This window comes from Rhodococcus sp. ZPP (assembly GCF_017656075.1).
Lineage (GTDB): Bacteria > Actinomycetota > Actinomycetes > Mycobacteriales > Mycobacteriaceae > Rhodococcus_F > Rhodococcus_F oxybenzonivorans.
The window spans coordinates 2,612,715-2,632,500 of the sequence record NZ_CP058638.1; the positions used below are offsets into that span (position 1 = coordinate 2,612,715).

12 protein-coding genes, 2 rRNA genes and 1 riboswitch are annotated in these 19,786 nt (G+C 63.4%); of the genes, 2 read left to right on the plus strand and 12 right to left on the minus strand.

From position 1 onward, the window contains the following. Positions 1-11: 11 nt before the first annotated feature. The 3 genes from HYG77_RS12395 to HYG77_RS12405 form a co-directional block, all read right to left on the minus strand. Positions 12-638, minus strand: a complete 627-nt coding sequence (locus tag HYG77_RS12395; RefSeq protein ID WP_109326408.1) for a hypothetical protein — start codon at positions 636-638, stop codon at positions 12-14. Positions 639-788: 150 nt separating this feature from the next. Continuing rightward, complete coding sequence (locus HYG77_RS12400; RefSeq protein WP_208962805.1) at positions 789-2,084, minus strand: aminotransferase class V-fold PLP-dependent enzyme; 1,296 nt, start codon at positions 2,082-2,084, stop codon at positions 789-791. 47 nt (positions 2,085-2,131) lie between these two features. Then, positions 2,132-2,246: riboswitch (SAM riboswitch) on the minus strand. A gap of 41 nt (positions 2,247-2,287) precedes the next feature. Continuing rightward, positions 2,288-3,535: an MCE family protein gene (locus HYG77_RS12405; RefSeq protein ID WP_208962806.1), complete on the minus strand. Its 1,248-nt coding sequence runs from the start codon at positions 3,533-3,535 to the stop codon at positions 2,288-2,290. A gap of 515 nt (positions 3,536-4,050) precedes the next feature. On the opposite strand from HYG77_RS12405, the gene HYG77_RS12410 reads away from it, so the two are divergent. Together HYG77_RS12410 and HYG77_RS12415 are read left to right on the plus strand one after the other, a co-directional pair. Next, a complete protein-coding gene (locus HYG77_RS12410) occupies positions 4,051-7,941 on the plus strand; it encodes a Pls/PosA family non-ribosomal peptide synthetase (RefSeq protein WP_208962807.1) in 3,891 nt (1,296 codons plus the stop codon). Then, positions 7,902-9,254, plus strand: coding sequence for a M1 family metallopeptidase (locus tag HYG77_RS12415; protein WP_244461294.1), 1,353 nt, complete (start codon positions 7,902-7,904; stop codon positions 9,252-9,254). The genes HYG77_RS12410 and HYG77_RS12415 overlap by 40 nt, the downstream gene beginning before the upstream one ends. Positions 9,255-9,266: 12 nt before the next feature. Here HYG77_RS12415 and HYG77_RS12420 read toward each other — a convergent pair whose 3' ends face one another. The 9 genes from HYG77_RS12420 to HYG77_RS12460 form a co-directional block, all read right to left on the minus strand. Continuing rightward, positions 9,267-10,673, minus strand: coding sequence for a family 43 glycosylhydrolase (locus HYG77_RS12420; protein WP_208963363.1), 1,407 nt, complete (start codon positions 10,671-10,673; stop codon positions 9,267-9,269). A gap of 201 nt (positions 10,674-10,874) precedes the next feature. Beyond that, a complete protein-coding gene (locus tag HYG77_RS12425) occupies positions 10,875-12,140 on the minus strand; it encodes an MFS transporter (protein WP_208962808.1) in 1,266 nt (421 codons plus the stop codon). Continuing rightward, positions 12,137-12,784 (minus strand): GntR family transcriptional regulator, encoded by a 648-nt coding sequence (locus HYG77_RS12430; protein ID WP_109326401.1) that lies wholly within the window; start codon positions 12,782-12,784, stop codon positions 12,137-12,139. Before HYG77_RS12430 ends, HYG77_RS12425 begins: the two co-directional genes overlap by 4 nt. 56 nt (positions 12,785-12,840) lie before the next feature. Continuing rightward, the gene (gene ehuA, locus HYG77_RS12435) at positions 12,841-13,602 is read right to left on the minus strand and encodes an ectoine/hydroxyectoine ABC transporter ATP-binding protein EhuA (protein WP_109326400.1); all 762 of its coding nucleotides are present in this window, start codon (positions 13,600-13,602) and stop codon (positions 12,841-12,843) included. A gap of 19 nt (positions 13,603-13,621) precedes the next feature. After that, positions 13,622-14,266: an ectoine/hydroxyectoine ABC transporter permease subunit EhuD gene (gene ehuD, locus HYG77_RS12440; RefSeq protein ID WP_109326399.1), complete on the minus strand. Its 645-nt coding sequence runs from the start codon at positions 14,264-14,266 to the stop codon at positions 13,622-13,624. Further along, positions 14,263-14,994, minus strand: coding sequence for an ectoine/hydroxyectoine ABC transporter permease subunit EhuC (gene ehuC, locus HYG77_RS12445; protein ID WP_208962809.1), 732 nt, complete (start codon positions 14,992-14,994; stop codon positions 14,263-14,265). The genes ehuD and ehuC overlap by 4 nt, the downstream gene beginning before the upstream one ends. A gap of 18 nt (positions 14,995-15,012) precedes the next feature. Further along, the gene (ehuB, locus tag HYG77_RS12450; protein ID WP_208963364.1) at positions 15,013-15,858 is read right to left on the minus strand and encodes an ectoine/hydroxyectoine ABC transporter substrate-binding protein EhuB; all 846 of its coding nucleotides are present in this window, start codon (positions 15,856-15,858) and stop codon (positions 15,013-15,015) included. A gap of 262 nt (positions 15,859-16,120) precedes the next feature. Further along, positions 16,121-16,237, minus strand: a 5S ribosomal RNA gene (gene rrf, locus HYG77_RS12455). Between the two features lie 162 nt (positions 16,238-16,399). Then, positions 16,400-19,533, minus strand: a 23S ribosomal RNA gene (locus HYG77_RS12460). Positions 19,534-19,786 lie beyond the last annotated feature (253 nt).

The window sequence follows — 19,786 nt, forward strand, 5'->3', positions numbered from 1 at the left end:
GCGTCGAAACCTCAGGAAGCGAGTACACGCTGTCGGCGCGGAAGGTCGAAACGCCGCAAGGCCTCGTCGACAGCTTCCGCGGACGTGACGAGCCCGCGCTGCTCCAACCACGGCAATGTGCCGTCGACCAGCTGCTCGAGCACCCTGGGCAGAGTCAGCGGAAGCAGGGTCACACCGTCGGCCACCCCGGCAGCCTGGATGTCGGCGATCAGCCCGGCGAGCCCCACCGGAGTCCCGACGTACTGCAGCGACTCGGGGGTTCGTGGGCTTTCCAGTGCGCTGTCGAGGAGTGCCAGCTCCTTGCGCGCGGTGCGAGCTTCCGCGGCGATGAGCACCTCGAGATCGACCAGCACTGTGACGCTGTCGGGATCGCGCCCCGCGGCGAGAGTTTCGGCGCGCACCCGGGAGCGCTCCTGCTGCGCTCCCCGCAGATCGGTGGCGCGAATCCGGACCACGTCGGGCGGGAAGGAGGTCAGGTCGAGCGGGTCCACCGAATCAGCGGTGAGCTCCACCCAGTAGTCCGCACCGCTGATGGGCCGCGTGCCTGCGGCCCCGATGGCTGCCGGATGGTGCCCCGATCCGGTCAGCTCGACGGCGACGCGGAGGGTACGGGAGGACAAAACGTTGCCTGAAGACATGTGGGATTTCCTCGGAGAATGTGTGTGCCGATGTCAGGAGCCGAAAAGAACGGTCAGCTCGAACACATACCCGAGGCGGTTCGGCACAGATCGACGTGCCGACGGCACCAGTGAGCAATCATTGCGCTCCCAGCCTGCGATGCCATGCGCTCATAGTAGCGCGTCGTGCGAAAAACGGGTCTCCGGCACTGGATTCCACTGACCGTCGGTCTTGGCATAGCCCCAGCTGCGACGACCGGCCACCAATGCGGCGACCGCGTCCACCAGCCGATCCACATCAGCGGAGGAACTGCCGAGACCGAGGCTGACCCGAACTGCTCCGTCTGGCCGGCCGAGTCGCGTCAGCAGCGGGTGCGCGCAGAACCGCCCGTCACGCACTCCGATTCCGTGCTCGGCAGACAGGTAGGCGGCGATCTCCCCGGGCTCGTACCCGTCGATCGTGAACGCCACGATTCCCACGGTGTCCGGCGCGTCCGACCACAGCCGCAAAAATTCCACACCGTCCACATCTGCGAGGCCGGACAGAAGTCGGGACGTCAACGCCGCTTCGTGCTCGGCGACCCTGCCGAAGTCCAACTCGGCCAGCGCGTCGCATGCCGCAGCGAGGGCTGCGGCGCCGAGGACGTTGGGAGTGCCGGCCTCGTGCCGGGCCGGAGCCGGTGCCCACTCGGTGGATTCGACGGTCACGTTGCGCACCGCCCCACCACCGGCGAGGTACGGTTCCGCCGCATCGAGCCAGTCACGCTTTCCTACCAGCACGCCCGACCCGAAGGGTGCGTACAACTTGTGCCCGGAGAACGCCAGGTAGTCGACGCCCCATGCCTCCAGATCGATACGCCTGTGCGGCGCGAGTTGCGCCCCATCGACGAGAATCCTTGCACCGCAACGGTGCGCGACATCCGCCAGAACCGCGATGGGCAGCACCTCACCGGTGACATTGGATGCACCGGTGACAGCGAGAAGGGCAGTGGGCTTCGAGCACAATTCCGCCACGAGCAACCGAACGGTTTCAGCGAGGGTGTCAGCTGCCCGGACAACACGGGAGTTCCTCCAGGGCAACAGATTAGCGTGGTGCTCGATGTCGAGCACCACCGTACTGCCAGGAACGCACCCCGCCAACAGGTTGAGGGAATCGGTGGTGTTCCGGGTGAATACCACCACCTGGTCGTCACAAGCTGCCACGAACTGTGCAACCGAGACGCGCGCCTTCTCGTAGCACGCGGTCGACACCCGGGATGCGTACCCGGCCCCGCGGTGCACGCTCGAGTACGTCGGCAGCAACGCACTGATTCGATCAGTCACCTGCGCCAGTGCGGGTGCGCTTGCCGCGTAGTCGAAGTTGACGTAAGTGCAGTCACCTCCCTGCACCAGCGGAACCCGCAGGTCGGAGCCCGAAACCGGGGCAAGGGGGGCTACGCACACATCAGCGGTCAATACAGCAGTCATCACGACATCCCTCGTACTCAGGGACTCGTCACAGGGATAGCCCTCGGAGTCCGCGCTTGCCGGGTCCGGTATGAACCTCAGCCTGGTCGTCACCCGGAGCACCCCACCGCGGTGGAGGGTTGCCGACCAGCTAGCCGGGGCTTGACGCTGGTACTCGTGACCTGATTCGAAGATTGCAGGATCGACGCGAAGTTGTCAACCCACTATCTCGGGCTCACCCCCAGAAGTGGTGCGAGCTGAGTCGCAATCGGGTTGAGGTTCAAACGATTCGGGTCCTTCTTCGGCTTGGAATCCCACGGCTGGACCGTTGCGGGGTCACCGAGAACGATCCGGTTGGCGCTTCGCACACCGGTCACGCTTCCCTGCGGCGTTTCGCAGTTCGCCGACGTGTTCTGAGGAAAGTCCTGCTGGGTGTCGTCGAAGTCGGGATCCTGGCGCTTCATTTCCTCGAGTATCGCCTGCGTGCCCTCGTAACCGACCGTGCACGGAGGTGGGTTGTTCACCTCGCCCACCAATCCCAGGTGCACGGTGCCGTCTCCGGGGGCGATGGTGGAGGATGCCGCGGCAATTCCCGGCAAGTATACGAACAGGGTGCGAAGGGCGTCCGCCTGAACCGAGAGCGTCCCGACGGTCATGCCGAGGTTGGTGAGGTTCCGGGTCAGCGCCCCTCCGGATTCGCTGACGAGCGCGCCCACTTCATCACTGGCCGCCGTTCCGTTCTCGATCAGGGCCCGCACGTCGGGGTCGGATGCGCGCAGCTTTGCTGCGAGAGCGTCGAGGTCGGTGCTGAATTGCTCGATGGCCGAGGACTGTTCGGACTGCGTCGCCAGCACAGGCCGGCCGTCGCGCAGCAGCGCCAGTGTCTCGTCGAGCGACTCGGAGCCCGACTGCGACAGTCCCGCCAGCGCATCCGCGAGGACTTGAATGTCCTCGCCTTTACCGTTGAACGCCACCCCGAGTTCGGTCACGACCGTACGCAGCGCATCGACCGGGACCGAGTCGGCCAATTCTTTTGTTCCGGCGAGCAGTTCCTCGATCGGGACGGGAGTTGCCGTGCTGCCCACTGTGATTACGGATCCATCTTCGAGAAACGGCCCACGATCGGTGTCGGGCTGGAGGTCGACGTATTGCTCGCCGATCGCCGACCTGTTGGCCACGACGGCCTTCGCGGACGCAGGGATGGCAGGCGCGCTCTTGTCGATCTTCAACTCGACATCGACACCGTCCGAGGTCAGCGACATCTCACCCACGCGGCCTACGGGAACTCCCCGGTACGTGACCTCGGCATTGCTGAAAATCCCCCCGGAATTCGCGAGCTCGACGCTGACGGTGTATTCGCCGAACCCGAGAAGATTGTCGAGACGCACATACTGGGCGCCGACGTAAACCAGACCGGCCAGGGCGATGAGAATCAGCCCGGCCAGCTGCCACTTGACGAGTGCGGAGGTCATCGCTTGGCGACGCTCGCGCTCTTGTGCTGCACATGCTCGGCGCGGGCTGTCTCGATAATGGCAGTCACAGGGCACTCCGGGAGGTATTTTTATGTGGGACGAGCAGTCACATATATACCTAGCCGGAAGGCTTCGGCTGTGCAAACCCCGCGTCGGGCCCTGGGGCGCCAGAGCGGGCAGCGCGCGTCGTTGCATGGCCGACCGGTGGCGAAACCCGCAGGTCAGGGCACACGTTCCGCTGCGCACGGTGATCGTAATCACTACCTGGCGGAATAGTGATGTCCACTGCTTCCGGCCTGACGGGGTTCCTCACGACTCGCGGCTCACCTCAGCATCCACGAAGGAAATCTGGGACTGCTTCATTCGCCGCCCGCCCGACATTCGCCGGAAATCGCCGGGGTGAAGAATGACCACGGGCGCCCGACAGCGAGCACCCACTGTTCACCAACTGGCTACTTGATCGTGAGATAACGAGCAGTACGCATCAACCGCCCGCTCAGAGAAGGAATCCTGGTTTGTCTCTCCAGTCACCGACGGATTCGGATCGCTCGCTCCGCATACCCCAGGAATTCCTTCGCCGCGAGTTCGCACCGGCGCCGCGCACCCTCATCGACGTTCTGTACGCCACCGCAGACGAGTATCCCGACGCCGCAGCGATCGACGACGGCACGACGTCGTTGACCTACCGGGAACTGCTCGAGGAAATCGGCCGCGGCGCGGAGCAATTGGCCGAGTCCGGAGTCGGGGCAGGCGACCGGGTCGGCATCCGCATGCCTTCGGGGTCGTGCGCTCTGTATGTCACCATTTTGTCGACGCTGGCGATCGGCGCCGCGTACGTTCCCGTCGACGCGGACGATCCCGAGGAGCGCGCCGCCCTCGTGTTCGGCGAGGCTCGGGTGCGCTGTGTGGTGACGGGCGCCGGCATCACGCCGGGAACCGCCTCCGAGCGGTCGGAGCTTCCGGCCGCCCGCCCACCGAGGGTCGACGACGACGCGTGGATCATCTTCACCTCCGGATCTACCGGCACACCGAAGGGCGTCGCGGTCAGTCATCTCAATGCCGCGGCATTCGTGGATGCCGAGGCACGAATGTTCCTGCAGGACGAACCCATCGGGCCCGGCGACCGGGTACTCGCCGGATTGTCGGTGGCATTCGACGCGTCCTGTGAGGAGATGTGGCTGGCGTGGCGACACGGAGCCTGCCTGGTTCCCGCACCGCGATCGCTCGTGCGCAGCGGTATGGACCTCGGTCCTTGGCTGGTGGCCCGAGACGTCAGCATCGTGTCGACGGTGCCGACGCTCGCATCGCTGTGGCCGGCGGAGGCGCTCGAGGCCGTCCGTCTCCTCATCTTCGGAGGCGAGGCATGCCCACCCGAACTCGCGGAGCGCCTGGCCGTCGACGGACGAGAAGTCTGGAACACGTACGGGCCCACCGAGGCCACGGTCGTCGCGTGCGGTGCGCTGATGGACGGACGGAGCCCTGTCAGCATCGGCCTTCCCTTGGACGGCTGGGATCTCGCGGTAGTCGACGGCTCCGGGGAGCCGGTGTCCGAGGGCGAGGTGGGCGAACTGGTGATCGGTGGTATCGGTCTGGCCCGCTATCTCGACCCTGCGAAGGATGCGGAGAAGTACGCGCCCATGCCGACCCTCGGATGGGATCGCGCCTATCGCAGCGGTGATCTCGTCCGCCTGGATCGGCGCGGACTGCTGTTCCAGGGACGCGCCGACGATCAGGTGAAACTCGGTGGCCGGCGTATCGAACTGGGCGAGGTCGACAATGCCCTCCAGAATCTTCCGGGAGTCGGCGGTGCGGCCGCGGCCGTACGCAGGACCGGCGCCGGTCATCAGATTCTCGTCGGCTATCTCGCCAGCACGGATCCCGACTTCGATCTGAAAGCAGCCCACGCGACGCTCGCCGAGCAACTACCGGCCGCGCTGGTGCCCCGGCTGGTTCTGGTCGGCGAGCTTCCCACTCGCACGTCCGGCAAAGTAGACCGAAATGCACTGCCCTGGCCGCCGCCCGGAATCGACGACTCGGCGGAGGACCTCGGACTCGACGGCACATCGGCGTGGGTGGCGGAGCTGTGGACGTCGATTCTCGGCGCGCAGATTACTGGCCCAGCCGACGACTTCTTCGAGCTGGGCGGCGGTTCCCTCGCGGCCGCCCAGCTGGTCACTGCGCTACGAGAGCGGTTCCCCGAAGTCACCGTGGCGCAACTCTACGACCATCCGCGGCTCGGCTCGCTGGCGGAGTATCTCGACGAACTCGCACCCATCGATGCCGTAGAACCCCGTCTCGTCACCCCCACTCCGCGTCGCAGCCAACTGCTGCAGATCGCGGCCACCGTTCCGCTCACTACCCTCACCGGTCTGCAGTGGGTCACCTGGCTTGCCATCGCCAACAACGTCTTCGCGTACGTCGCGGACGCGTCGTGGGCGCCCACCGTGTCGTGGTGGTGGGTCCTGGCCGCATTCGTCGTGTTCATCAGCCCGGTGGGCCGGATGGCGATCTCGGTGATCGGCTCGCGGATCCTTCTCCGGAGGCTCGAGCCGGGAACGTATCCCCGCGGGGGCAGTGAACACCTCCGGCTGTGGGTGGCACTGAGACTCACCGAGGCCAGCGGCGCAGCCAACCTGTCGGGCGCACCGTGGATGCTTTATTACGCCCGGGCCTTGGGCGCCACCGTCGGGAAGGGCGTCGACCTGCACACACTTCCGCCCGTCACCGGCATGCTCGAACTCGGTGACGGCTGTTCGGTAGAGCCGGAAGTGGATCTGTCCGGTCACTGGGTGGACGGTGACGTCGTGCACATCGGCGAGATCAAGATCGGTCCCGGGGCCACCGTCGGTGCCCGGTCCACGTTGCTGCCCGGCGCCCGCATCGGACGAGGCGCGGAGGTCGAGGCCGGTTCGGCGGTGTTCGGACGGGTCAAGGCGGGTCAGCATTGGGCGGGTTCACCCGCCGTCAAGGTCGGTAAAGCCGCACACCCGTGGCCCGAAGAAACCCCGCGACGCGCGTCGTACTGGGTGCCCGTGTTCGGGGTCACGTCGATGCTGATTGCCGGACTCCCGATCTTCGCCCTTCTGTGCGGCATCGCCCTGATCGGCTGGCGGATCCGCGATGCCGGGACGATCGGATCCGCCGTACGGCAGTCGCTGATCGTTCTCCCGATCGCCACTGTTCTCAGCCTTGCGGTGTTCGCCGTTCTCACCGTGATCGCCGTTCGGCTGTTGTCGATCCGGTTGCGAGAGGGGTACCACCCGGTCCGCAGTCGCACCGGATGGCAGGTGTGGGCCACCGAGCGGCTCATGGACTCAGCCCGGACGTTCCTGTTTCCCTTGTACGCGAGCCTGTTGACACCCGGCTGGCTGCGATTGCTGGGCGCCCGGATCGGCAAGAACGTCGAAGCCTCGACAGTGCTGCTGCTGCCGAAGTTCACCACGGTCGCGGACGGCGCGTTCCTGGCCGACGACACGATGGTCGCGAGTTACGAGCTCGGCGGCGGTTGGATGCACATCGAGGACGCAAAAATCGGCAAGCGGGCGTTCCTCGGCAACTCCGGAATGACCGGCCCGGGACGACGGGTGCCCAAGAACGGGCTCGTCGCGGTGCTGTCGGCGGCGCCCTCCAAGGCCAAGTCCGGTTCTTCTTGGCTGGGAAGCCCACCCGTCCGCCTGCGCAGGGCCCCGGGCGACACCGACGCCGCACGCACTTTCCATCCGCCGTTCCGGCTGAAGGTCGCCCGGGCGATCGTGGAAACGTGCCGTTTGATCCCAGTGATGGTGACGTTCGGAATAGGGCTCGGGGTGCTGTTCACGCTCGAGGTGATGGCAGACCTGATCGGCTTCTGGCTGGCCGCCCTGGCCAGTGGCGTGGTCCTCCTCGGCGCAGGCGCCGTGGCCGGATCGATATCCGTAGCCGCCAAGTGGCTGGTGGTGGGGCGCATCGGAAAGGTCGAGCATCCCCTGTGGAGTTCATTCGTCTGGCGTAACGAGGTGTCGGACGCGTTCGTCGAGACCGTCGCCGCACCGTGGTTCGCGCGCGCCGCCACGGGCACCGCCGTACTCAACGTGTGGCTGCGCGGCCTCGGCGCGACCATCGGCAAGGGTGTGTGGTGTGAAACCTATTGGCTCCCGGAAGCCGATCTGGTGACCCTCGGCGACGGCGCCACCGTGGAACGGGGGTGCGTCGTGCAGACTCACCTGTTCCATGATCGGATCATGTCCATGGACACCGTCACGTTGGGAGCCGGCGCCACCCTCGGCCCGCACTGCGTCGCGCTGCCCGCCGCCGGAATCGGTGCAGGCGCCACGGTCGGACCTGCGTCACTGGTCATGCGCGGCGACACCGTTCCGCCCTCTACCAGGTGGCAGGGCAACCCCATCGCACCGTGGGCGGCGACGTGAAGCCCGGTAAAGAGCTCGACGAACCCCTCGACCCGTATCTCCCTCAGAACGGCAACCGAGGCTATCGGGTGTCACGGTACGAACTCGACCTCACCTACAAGGTCCACAGCAACCGGCTTACCGGGAAGGCCACGATCACCGCTGTCACCACCGAGGCGCGGTCCCGGTTCGCGCTCGACCTGGCGTCCGACCTTCACGTCACCAAGGTTGCTGCCAACGGCGCACGGAACACCAAATGGGTTCATCGGAACGGCAAGCTCGTCGTCACCCCTGCGCAGAAGATCCCGGCGGGCGGTGCACTGGTATTCACGGTGCAATACGGCGGTTCCCCGAAGCCGATCCGCAGCATGTGGGGCGAGGTCGGCTGGGAGGAACTGACCGAGGGCAGTCTCGTCGCCAGTCAGCCGAATGGCGCGGCATCCTGGTTTCCGTGTGACGATCACCCGAGCTCGAAGGCCAGCTACCGTATGTCCATCACCACCGATTCGCCGTACTACACGGTGGCCAACGGTGCGTTGGTGAGCAAGCAGACCCGGGCCAGCCAGACCACGTGGGTGTACGAGCAGGCCGAGCCGATGTCGAGCTATCTGGCCACGATTCAGATCGGCCCGTACGAACGACGACGAGTGAATTCGGGAGGCGTCAAGATCTTCGCCGTGCACCCGCCGCGACTTCGCTCGTCGTTCGATGTCGATTTCGGACGCCAACCCGAAATGATAGATGTGTTCGGCAGATTGTTCGGCCCGTACCCGTTTGCCGATTACACGGTCGTCGTCACCGACGACGACCTGGAGATTCCGGTCGAGGCGCAGGGACTGTCGATCTTCGGCGCCAACCACTGCACGGGCAGCCGCGCCTTCGAACGACTGGTGGCCCACGAGCTCGCCCACCAGTGGTTCGGTAACAGCCTCACGTTGCGTCAATGGCGGGACATCTGGCTGCACGAAGGATTCGCCTGTTACGCCGAATGGCTCTGGTCGGAGAATTCCGGCGGACCGGCAGCGCATCAACTCGCGTTACAGGCACACCAGGGTCTGTCCCGGAAACCGCAGGATCTGGTGGTCGCGGATCCTGGGCCGCAGTTGATGTTCGACGACCGCATCTACAAGCGCGGCGCAATCACTCTCCACGCTCTGCGACTTCGGCTGGGTGACGAACGGTTTTTCGCATTGCTGCAGCAGTGGACCCGGTCGCACAGCCACTCCAGCGTCAGCGCGGAACAGTTCACCGATCTCGCCGCGCGGTACACCGATGAGTCGCTACGAACCCTCTGGGACACCTGGCTGGGTGAAAAGGCGCTGCCACCTCTCTAGAGACGCCGACGATCACGCACCGTCTCGCCACACGACGGCGGAGACGCGCTTGGCGACGTCCGTCATCTGCGGGCCGGACTTCACCCCGTTGAGCGCCCCGAATTCGACCGTTTCGGTGTCGAAGATGCCGGCGAAGGCGTACACGTCATAGGTTCCGTTCAGGGCGTCTGCCGACACGACGTAACTGATCGGCTCTTCGTATACCTCCCCGGGAGCCAGGTCGACGTCGATCGGCCCGAAGATCGGATCACTGATCCCGCCGTCCGGCGGCGTCACGCTTGCCCATACCTGCCCCGCATAGGGCTGATCCTCGGGTGCCGCCACCACCATCGTCGCCGCGATGGTTCCCCCGTTCTCGGGCAGGGTCGTCGAGTCGTCCGCGGTCAGCGACACCCGCACCGGAAGGTCGGTGTCGGGTAGCTGGGGTCGCGTCGAGGAAGGCGAGCCGTCACCGACGTCGGGCCAGTCGTCGGCCCAGACGATCCGGTCGATCATGCCTTCGCGGCGCTGAGCTCCACTGGGCAGTGTGACGTCGTCGCGCGGAATGGCGTGGTAGACGATCCAATCGTTCCCGGCGTCGTCCGTCACCACGGTGTTGTGTCCGGGTCCGGCCCATGGGTCGCTGCCCGCGAGGATGAGCGCGCCGCCCCCCTCGTTGAGGTCTTGCCCCTTGCGGTCGAGGTAGGGCCCGGTCAGCGATCTGGACCTGCCGACCACCACGCGGTACGCGGTGTCCCCGCCGTTGCAGCAGTTCCCGGCGGACAGAAACAGGTGGTAGTAGCCGTTGCGGAAAGTGATGAAGGGGCCTTCGAACCGGTCGTCCGCGATCTGCACCGGTTCGCCCACCGGCGCCGCACCGTCCCCGTCCAGCGGAATTGCGTAGATGCCGCGGAAGTTGCCGACGACCATCGTCTTCGATGTTCCGTCGTCCCACACGAAGGGGTCGATCGTGCCCTCGATGCCCACGTCCTGCGCACAGAACACCGGGCGACCCAGATCGGTCCACGGCCCGGTCGGGCCCGGAGCCGTCGCGAGTCCGATACACGGATTCGACTCGTCGTAGAGCGAGTAGTAGAGGCTGTATCCGCCGCCTGATTCCAGGACGTGCGGGGCCCAGGCGAGTTTTCCCTCCGGATGCCATTCGGGCAGGTCCGGGAACACGTCGCCCACATACATCCAGTCCATGAGATCGAAGGACTTGAACATCGACATGTTGTGCATGCCCTGGCCGTCGCCCCAGTCGTCCGCGGTGGTGTACATGTAGTACATACCGTCGGCCGCACGGACCACGCTGGGGTCTGCGGCAACGGGCTCCACGACGGGGTTCGCCGCCACCGGGGACGCGGGCACCATCATCAAAGCGAGCAGCGACAGCGTCGTCACGATCCATCCCCGTCGCGGCAGTCTTCGCCGTCCCATGGGTGGCCGCACGCGTGACTCCGCCTCGACGCCATCAGATTTCTGCACGTTGCTCCCTACCGTGGACCCCAGCCGAGCGGAATGTGGCAAATGTATACGGCTGAGGCTCAGGTTAAGAGTTGAGTTCTCCGATGCGTCGAACCGAAACCAAACTGTGCCCTCCCGTGTGCGCCCCACCGACCGATTCGGTGGCGCACGCTGTTACGAGCTTTCGCGGGCAGAGGGCAGATGCGAGCGCCAGTGGACGACGGCGAGGAGGAGACATCCCGCGGCCGCGATGGCGCCGAAAGTGAACATTCGCGGGTAGGTCACCGCGGCGAAGTTCTCGGAGAGAAATGCCATTGCCGCAGGCATCGCGAAGCCCAGATAGGTGAGCGAGTAGAACACCGCGGTCAGGCCGGCCAGATCGTCCGGTCCGGCAATGCGCTGAATTTCCTGCAGCCCAGATACCAAGGCCATGCCGTATCCGCAACCCAACACCACCGCAGCGACGAGTGCGAGCGGAACGGTCAACGCGGAAGACGCGGCCGCTGCCATCCCCATCCCAGCCATGACGAAGACGAGGGCAACGACGACTGCTCGCGTATTGCGAGGCGTATCGATCTTGCGGCCCAGCGCCTGGATCGCGAAGCCGGACCCCAAGCCCACCATGCACATCAGTGCCGAGAACGCGAGGGGCACCCCACCGCCATGCTGGGACATGAGCGCCGGAAGTACCGCATACGCGGCGGCCGCAGTCCCGAATACCCAGGGGGCGAGGGGTGCGATGACGAGAAGGAAACGCCGGTGTGCCGCCGAGGGAATCGCCAGATCCCGAGCGAGCGACACCCGGTCGGAGAGCGGTTGAGCTGCACGGGTTTCCGGTGCACGCAACAATGCGATGGCCGCGGCGATCGCAATTCCGCTGTGGACGAGGTACGACAGGACGCTGGGCAGCGGTGCCCATTGCGCAAGGACGCCGGCGACCCCGGCGCCCAGACCGAACCCACCGGTGAGGCTCATCGCGGCCCGTCTGGCACCGGCTCCTTCCGTCGCGGTGGGATCCCACGGCGCGGTCGACAGCTCCTTCACCCAGCTTCCCCCCACTGCCATTCCGAGCCCGAGCGCGACGCCGCACAGGATTCGGCCTGCGATCAGCATGGCCGCGGAGTCCGCGCCGAGTGCGAGGAGTACCGAACCTGCCACCGTCAGCACCGGGGCGGGCAACAGAATCGGACGCCTGCCGAGCCGGTCGGACAGGGGCCCGCCCAGGAGGAGGGCGGGAACGATCCCGAGAACGTAGGCGAACAAGAAGAGGTCGACGGTCACCGGCGAGAAACCGTGGTCGGCGCGGTACATGCCCAGGAGCGGCGTGAATTCGTTGCCTCCCCACGCGACCGCGAACATCGTCGCGGCGACCTGCAACCACGCCCGCGTGGACACCACGGTGTCGGGCAGGGCCGCTTGCGACTCGCGCACGGAGGTCATCGAGCCACTCCCCTCGGATTCAGAGCGTGAACTCGACGCATGTGGGCGAGCACCGCTGCCTCGAACCCGTCCGCGTCACCGTCGTTCACCAGATCGGTCAGCTGCTCGTGTTCCGCGAGAATCCTCGGCAGTTGCCCGGGGTCGCGGGTGATCGAGTGGGCGGTCATCCGGCGCTGCCGCTCCCGGAGGCTCGAGTAGAACGTAGCGAGCAGTGGATTCTCCGCGGCATCGACGATCAGGCGATGAAAGTCGGCATCCGACGCACTGAAGGCGGCCACATCGCCTCTTGCGGCGATCTGCCGCTGTTCCTCGAGATTGGCGCGCAGCCGAGCGACGAGCACCTCACGTGCGTGCGGCCGCTCCGCCAGGATCCGAACGGCGTGTGTCTCGACGAGCTGTCGCGCGTCGACGATGTGCTCGGCTTCCCCCTCGGCCACCGCGACGACGAGAGCGCCCCGCTTCGGATACAACCGCATCCACCCCTCGGCCTCGAGACGAAGAAAGGCCTCGCGGACGGGTGTGCGACTGAGACCCATGCGCTCCGCGATCTCGCCTTCGCTGATCAGCTCACCACCGGGCAGCCCACCCGACAGGATGAGCTCCTTCACCTCGCGGTATACCTGCTCCGCCGCCGAATACAACATAGACACAAGATGTATTTATACGCCCTCGCTGCCCGAGCGGGGCATCGGCCCCCAGCTCAGTCGGCCAGCACAGCCTTGAGGAACGTCTTGGTTCGCTCGTGTTTCGGTGCGGAGAACATGGTTACGGGATCCCCCTCTTCCACGATTCGGCCGGCGTCGAACATCATCACCCGGTTTGATACGTCGCGTGCGAATTGCATCTCATGTGTGACGATGAGCATCGTGATGTCCGTGGTGAGGGCCACGTTCCTCAGCACGTCCAGGACGTCCGCCACCAACTCCGGATCGAGGGCCGACGTCACCTCGTCGAGCAGCAGGATGTCGGGATCCATCGCCAGCGCTCGGGCGATCGCAACTCGCTGCTGTTGGCCACCGGACAGCTGCGTCGGATGCGCAGTCTCCTTGTCCGACAGCCCTACTGTGTCGAGCAGTTGACGGGCGCGCTTTACTGCCGCCGCCTTGTCGAGCCCGAGGACGTGGATGGGCGCCTCGGTAATGTTCTCGATAACGTTCATGTTGGGGAACAGGTTGAATTGCTGAAAAACCATCCCGATCCGGCGCCGTATGCGACGAACGTACTTCTCCGACGCCGGGACGAGTTTGCCTCCCCGCTCCTCGTGGGTGAGGCGCGCCCCGTCGACCCAGATGATGCCGTCATTCACCTTTTCGAGGGTCATGAGCAATCGCAGAATCGTCGTCTTACCCGAACCGCTCGGGCCGATCAACGTGACCCGGTCGCCACGCTCCACCTGGAAGTCGAGGTGATCGAGCACGACGTGGTCGCCGAACCGCTTCACGACGTCGTCGAACCTGATCATCGGGGTGCCTGAGTTCGCTTTATCCGGCAAGACGCTTCTCCAATCGCCGTATGAGCAGGGAGGTCGGGTAACTGGCGATCAGGAAGATCACACCGGCGAGGGTCAACGGCTCGAGGTACTGAAAATGCCGGGCCCCGAATTGCTGGGCCGCCGTCACCATTTCGATCACCGTGATCGCAAACAGCAAAGGGGTGTCCTTGAACATCGACACGGCATAGTTCCCGAGAGCCGGAACTACCCGGCGGATTGCCTGCGGCAGGATGATCGCCCGCCACGTGCGGGCCGGCGCAATGGACAGTGCTCTCGCTGCCTCCCACTGGCCGACGGGTACCGCCTCGATCCCTGCCCGATACACCTCCGCCATGTAGGTCGAGTAGTGGATGCCGAGGACCACTACCCCGATCTGCAAGGGTGACAGTGCCGTAAACGTGTAATAGACGAACAGCAGCTGCACGACGAGGGGTGTGAGACGGATGAATTCGCTCACAGCCCGCACCGGCATTGCGATCCAGCGCGGAGCGGCCTGCCGGATCAGCGCGATGACCAGCCCGAGCACCACGGATATAAGGAAGCCCAATACGGTTGCGACGAGGGTGATCTTGAATCCCTCGAGCAACACGGGTAGCGCCTCGAACGCGCGATCCCAACTCCACTGGACACTCATTTTTCAGCAGCCTCCAGTCCGCGCGGGTCCGAGGGCGCGAGCGAGAAGATCTCCCGCAAGGAGGGACCGGTACCCAGCCTGTTCTTCGCCCGCACTTCGAGCGCATTCATCAACAGCGTCAGCACGTAACCGATGACGAAGTAGATGACGAGCCCGACCCCGAACGCGAAGAGCGTGTTGCCCGTCGTACGCCGAAGCTGATCTATCTCGAACGTCAGGTCCTGCAGAAGGATGTAACTAGCCAGAGCAGTGCCCTTGAGCAGTTGGATCAGAAGATTCGTGAGGGGAGGGATCATCTCGGCCCAGGCCTGTGGAAACACCACCCGGCGAAGCCTCTGCCAGTGCGTGAAATCCAACGCCGTGGCAGCTTCCCATTGCGACTGCGGTACCGAATTGATCGCCCCCCGCACAACTTCCGCTCCGTAGGCGCCGTAGTTGAGTCCGAGGGCGAGTATCCCGCACAGTACGGGGTCGATGAGATATCCGAACAGCGGGACCACGTAGAAAAGCCAGAACAACTGCACCAGCAGTGATGTGCCGCGAAAGAACTCGATGAAAACCCGCGCAGAACCTCTGACGACTACCTGGTGTGAACGAGCCGCCAACCCGAGCACCACTGCAAGCACGAAAGCAAGAAGAGCACCTCCCGCAGTGAGTTCGAGGGTGATGATGATTCCCTCTTGAATGCCCGGCCAGGCATCGAAGAGGGCATCGAAATCCTCCTTCACAACAGAGTCCCGTCCGACTCAGCTCTCCCCTTCGCACAGCTTCGCCGTGGTCAGTTGCGGATCGGGAAGCTCTGCCTCGGTGAATCCGAAGGGACCGACGATCGAGAGGTACTTGTCCTTGTCCGCCGTGATCTTTGCCAGTTCGGCGTTGTAGGCGTCCCTCAGCTCGGTGTCTTCCTTACGGAAGACGGTGCCGCCGGCGCCTACCTGGGGGACCCCGTTGATTTCTGCGACAAAGGAATCAGTCACCTCCACAGGCACTTGCGGGTTGTTCTGCGCCAGCCAGTTCAGCGAGATTCCCGTCAGTGCGAAGACGTCGGCGCGGCCATTGGCAATGGCATCCATGCCATCCTGCGGGGACGCCACCTGTGTGGCCTCGATGCCGAGGTCCTGTGCGTAGTCCGACTCGATTGCGCCGGTCATGGCGGCCATCCGGACGCCGCTGTCTTTGACCGACTGCATGTCGGTGAGCTTCGCCGGATTGCCCTTGGGCACCATCAGCGCTGTCGTGTAGTTGAACTCGGGCTCGCTGAACGCTGCTTGTTCGCAGCGCTGCGGAAGGATGGACATTCCAGCACTGACAACGTCGAATCGGCGCGCCTGCAGTCCTGGAATGAGGGCTCCGAAGTCGGTGCTGACGCCTTCGACATTGTCTATTCCGAGGTTCGTGAAAATCTCCCGGTGCAGGGCCACGGTGGCGCCGGTCAGATTCCCGTCCTGCTCGAAGCTGTACGGGGCCTCGCCGGCGAATCCCACGGTCACCGTTCCCTCGGAACGGAGCTGTTCCAGTAGTGATTCGCCGCTGCTCGAGTCGGTCTTCGTGCACCCTGCGACCGAGCCCGCTGCTACGACGAGTCCCGCCATTGCGACAGCGGCGCGGACCGTAGGACGTCGTTTCGAGTTGGTGCTGCTCACCACAGATTCCCTTCGTTGCCTGGGGTGATCCGGCCGGGCGCACCACGTGGCACGATCCGACTGGATCTGCCCGGGTCACGTTACGCAGGCGAACGAGTCATTGCGTGCTAAACGACGGAATTTTCCGCGGCGCGATCAACGTCGGCGAAAGGAACTGTTGTGGAATGCCGGAAGCCCCCCAACAGGTGTTGGGGGGCTTCCGGTAACGGATGTTCGGCGGTGTCCTACTCTCCCACACCCTGTCGAGTGCAGTACCATCGGCGCTGGAGGGCTTAGCTTCCGGGTTCGGAATGGGGCCGGGCGTTTCCCCTCCGCTATGGCCGCCGTAACTCTATGAAACTGTCACACACCCATCTTCCCTTTTTCCGGTTCCCCCGCCGTGGCCACGCACCCGGGTGGGGTGCGGAACTGTCCAGGGGGTTCCGTGAAAGGAAAAAAGGGGGTATCTGTGTGTTGTTTCAGATACTGCACAGTGGACGCGTAGCTTCTTTGTGGTAAGTCCTCGGCCTATTAGTACCAGTCACCTACACCCATTACTGGGCTTCCAGTTCTGGCCTATCAACCCGGTGGTCTGCCGGGGGCCTTACCCCCTCGAGGGGGTGAGAAACCTCATCTTGGAACAGGCTTCCCGCTTAGATGCTTTCAGCGGTTATCCCTTCCGAACGTAGCTAACCAGCGGTGCTCCTGGTGGAACAACTGGCACACCAGAGGTTCGTCCGTCCCGGTCCTCTCGTACTAGGGACAGCCTTCCTCAAGTTTCTAACGCGCGCGGCGGATAGAGACCGAACTGTCTCACGACGTTCTAAACCCAGCTCGCGTGCCGCTTTAATGGGCGAACAGCCCAACCCTTGGGACCTACTCCAGCCCCAGGATGCGACGAGCCGACATCGAGGTGCCAAACCATCCCGTCGATATGGACTCTTGGGGAAGATCAGCCTGTTATCCCCGGGGTACCTTTTATCCGTTGAGCGACACCGCTTCCACTTGCCGGTGCCGGATCACTAGTCCCGACTTTCGTCCCTGCTCGACTTGTCAGTCTCACAGTCAAGCTCCCTTGTGCACTTGCACTCGACACCTGATTGCCAACCAGGCTGAGGGAACCTTTGGGCGCCTCCGTTACATTTTGGGAGGCAACCGCCCCAGTTAAACTACCCACCAGGCACTGTCCCTGAACCAGATCATGGTCCGAGGTTAGAGGTCCAATACGATCAGAGTGGTATTTCAACAACGACTCCACACTCACTGGCGTGAGCGCTTCACAGTCTCCCACCTATCCTACACAAACCGAACCGAACACCAATACCAAGCTGTAGTGAAGGTCCCGGGGTCTTTTCGTCCTGCCGCGCGTAACGAGCATCTTTACTCGTAATGCAATTTCGCCGAGTCTATGGTTGAGACAGCTGAGAAGTCGTTACGCCATTCGTGCAGGTCGGAACTTACCCGACAAGGAATTTCGCTACCTTAGGATGGTTATAGTTACCACCGCCGTTTACTGGGGCTTAAATTCTCAGCTTCGCCACCGAAATGGCTAACCGGTCCTCTTAACCTTCCAGCACCGGGCAGGCGTCAGTCCGTATACATCGTCTTACGACTTCGCACGGACCTGTGTTTTTAGTAAACAGTCGCTTCTCACTGGTCTCTGCGGCCCCACCCAGCTCACACTGCAAGAGTGATCACCAGACGAGGCCCCCCTTCTCCCGAAGTTACGGGGGCATTTTGCCGAGTTCCTTAACCATAGTTATCTCGATCGCCTTAGTATTCTCTACCTGACCACCTGTGTCGGTTTGGGGTACGGGCCGTGTGAAAGCTCGCTAGAGGCTTTTCTCGGCAGCATAGGATCACTGAATTCGCCTCATTCGGCTATGCGTCACCTCTCAGGATATGTGTGACCCGGATTTGCCTAGGTCACTCCCTACAGGCTTACACCAGTATTACCACTGACTGGCTCAGCTACCTTCCTGCGTCACCCCATCGCTTGGCTACTACCAGATCAGGTCCCACGCATCCGCCACCTACGAACCCGAAGGTTCACACGCGGTTTCAGGGTGGTTAGTATCACTGATTCACCAGGGGCGCGTTCACACGGGTACGGGAATATCAACCCGTTGTCCATCGGCTACGCCTGTCGGCCTCGTCTTAGGTCCCGACTCACCCTGGGCGGATTAACCTGGCCCAGGAACCCTTGGTCATTCGGCGGACGAGTTTCTCACTCGTCTTTCGCTACTCATGCCTGCATTCTCACTCGTGTGGCCTCCACGGCTGGGTCACCCCGCCGCTTCCATGGCCACACGACGCTCCCCTACCCATCCACACCACTGCCCACCCTCCCGCAGGAAAATGGGGGTGCATTGTGTGAATGCCGCAGCTTCGGTGGTGTACTTGAGCCCCGCTACATTGTCGGCGCAGGATCACTTGACCAGTGAGCTATTACGCACTCTTTCAAGGGTGGCTGCTTCTAAGCCAACCTCCTGGTTGTCTTCGCGACCCCACATCCTTTTCCACTTAGTACACGCTTAGGGACCTTAGCTGGCGATCTGGGCTGTTTCCCTCTCGACTACGAACCTTATCGCCCGCAGTCTCACTGCCGCGCTCTCACTCACCGGCATTCGGAGTTTGGCTGATTTCGGTAAGCTTGTGGGCCCCTAGACCATCCAGTAGCTCTACCTCCGATGAGAAACACGCGACGCTGCACCTAAATGCATTTCGGGGAGAACCAGCTATCACGGAGTTTGATTGGCCTTTCACCCCTACCCACAACTCATCCCCTCAGTTTTCAACCTAAGTGGGTTCGGTCCTCCACGACGTCTTACCGTCGCTTCAACCTGGCCATGGGTAGATCACTCCGCTTCGGGTCTAGAACATGCCACTATAAACGCCCTATTCGGACTCGCTTTCGCTACGGCTACCCCACACGGGTTAACCTCGCGACATGCCACTAACTCGCAGGCTCATTCTTCAAAAGGCACGCCATCACCCCCAGCGACAAGTCACTCGAAGGCTTTGACGGATTGTAAGCGCACGGTTTCAGGTACTATTTCACTCCCCTCCCGGGGTACTTTTCACCTTTCCCTCACGGTACTAGTCCGCTATCGGTCACCAGGGAGTATTCAGGCTTATCGGGTGGTCCCGACAGATTCACACCAGATTTCACGGGCCCGGTGCTACTTGGGTTTCCATCACGACAGTCACAATGTTTTCGTGTACGGGATTCTCACCCTCTACGACAGGCCGTTCCAGACCACTTCCACTAACACCATGATTTCTTACTGTCGGCCAACACGGCAGCATTGACAAGATGAACCCCACAACCCCACGAATGCAACGCCTGCCGGCTATCACACATCCATGGTTTAGCCTCTTCCGCTTTCGCTCGCCACTACTCACGGAATCACTATTGTTTTCTCTTCCTGTGGGTACTGAGATGTTTCACTTCCCCACGTTCCCTCCACACACCCTATATATTCAGATGCGGGTAACACGACATCACTCGTGCTGGGTTTCCCCATTCGGACATCCTCGGATCTCAGCTCGGTTGACAGCTCCCCGAGGCTTATCGCAGCCTCCTACGTCCTTCATCGGCTCCTGGTGCCAAGGCATCCACCGTACGCTCTTCATTACTTACAACAAAGATGCTCGCGTCCACTGTGCAGTTCTCAAACAACACACCCGCCTCGAACTCCCGCCAGCACCATGCCCACCACCAAAAGTGATGCGGTCTGCCTGACATCCGAACCGGATCGTCACTTTCCTGAAAGAAAAAACACTCACGTGTTCCCTCAGGACCCAACAGTATGTCGATATAATTCGCCCTCCCACCAGCACACAGGCCGGCAGTTGAGAACCAATACTTGTCAGCGATCCACCCATGAGCAACCAC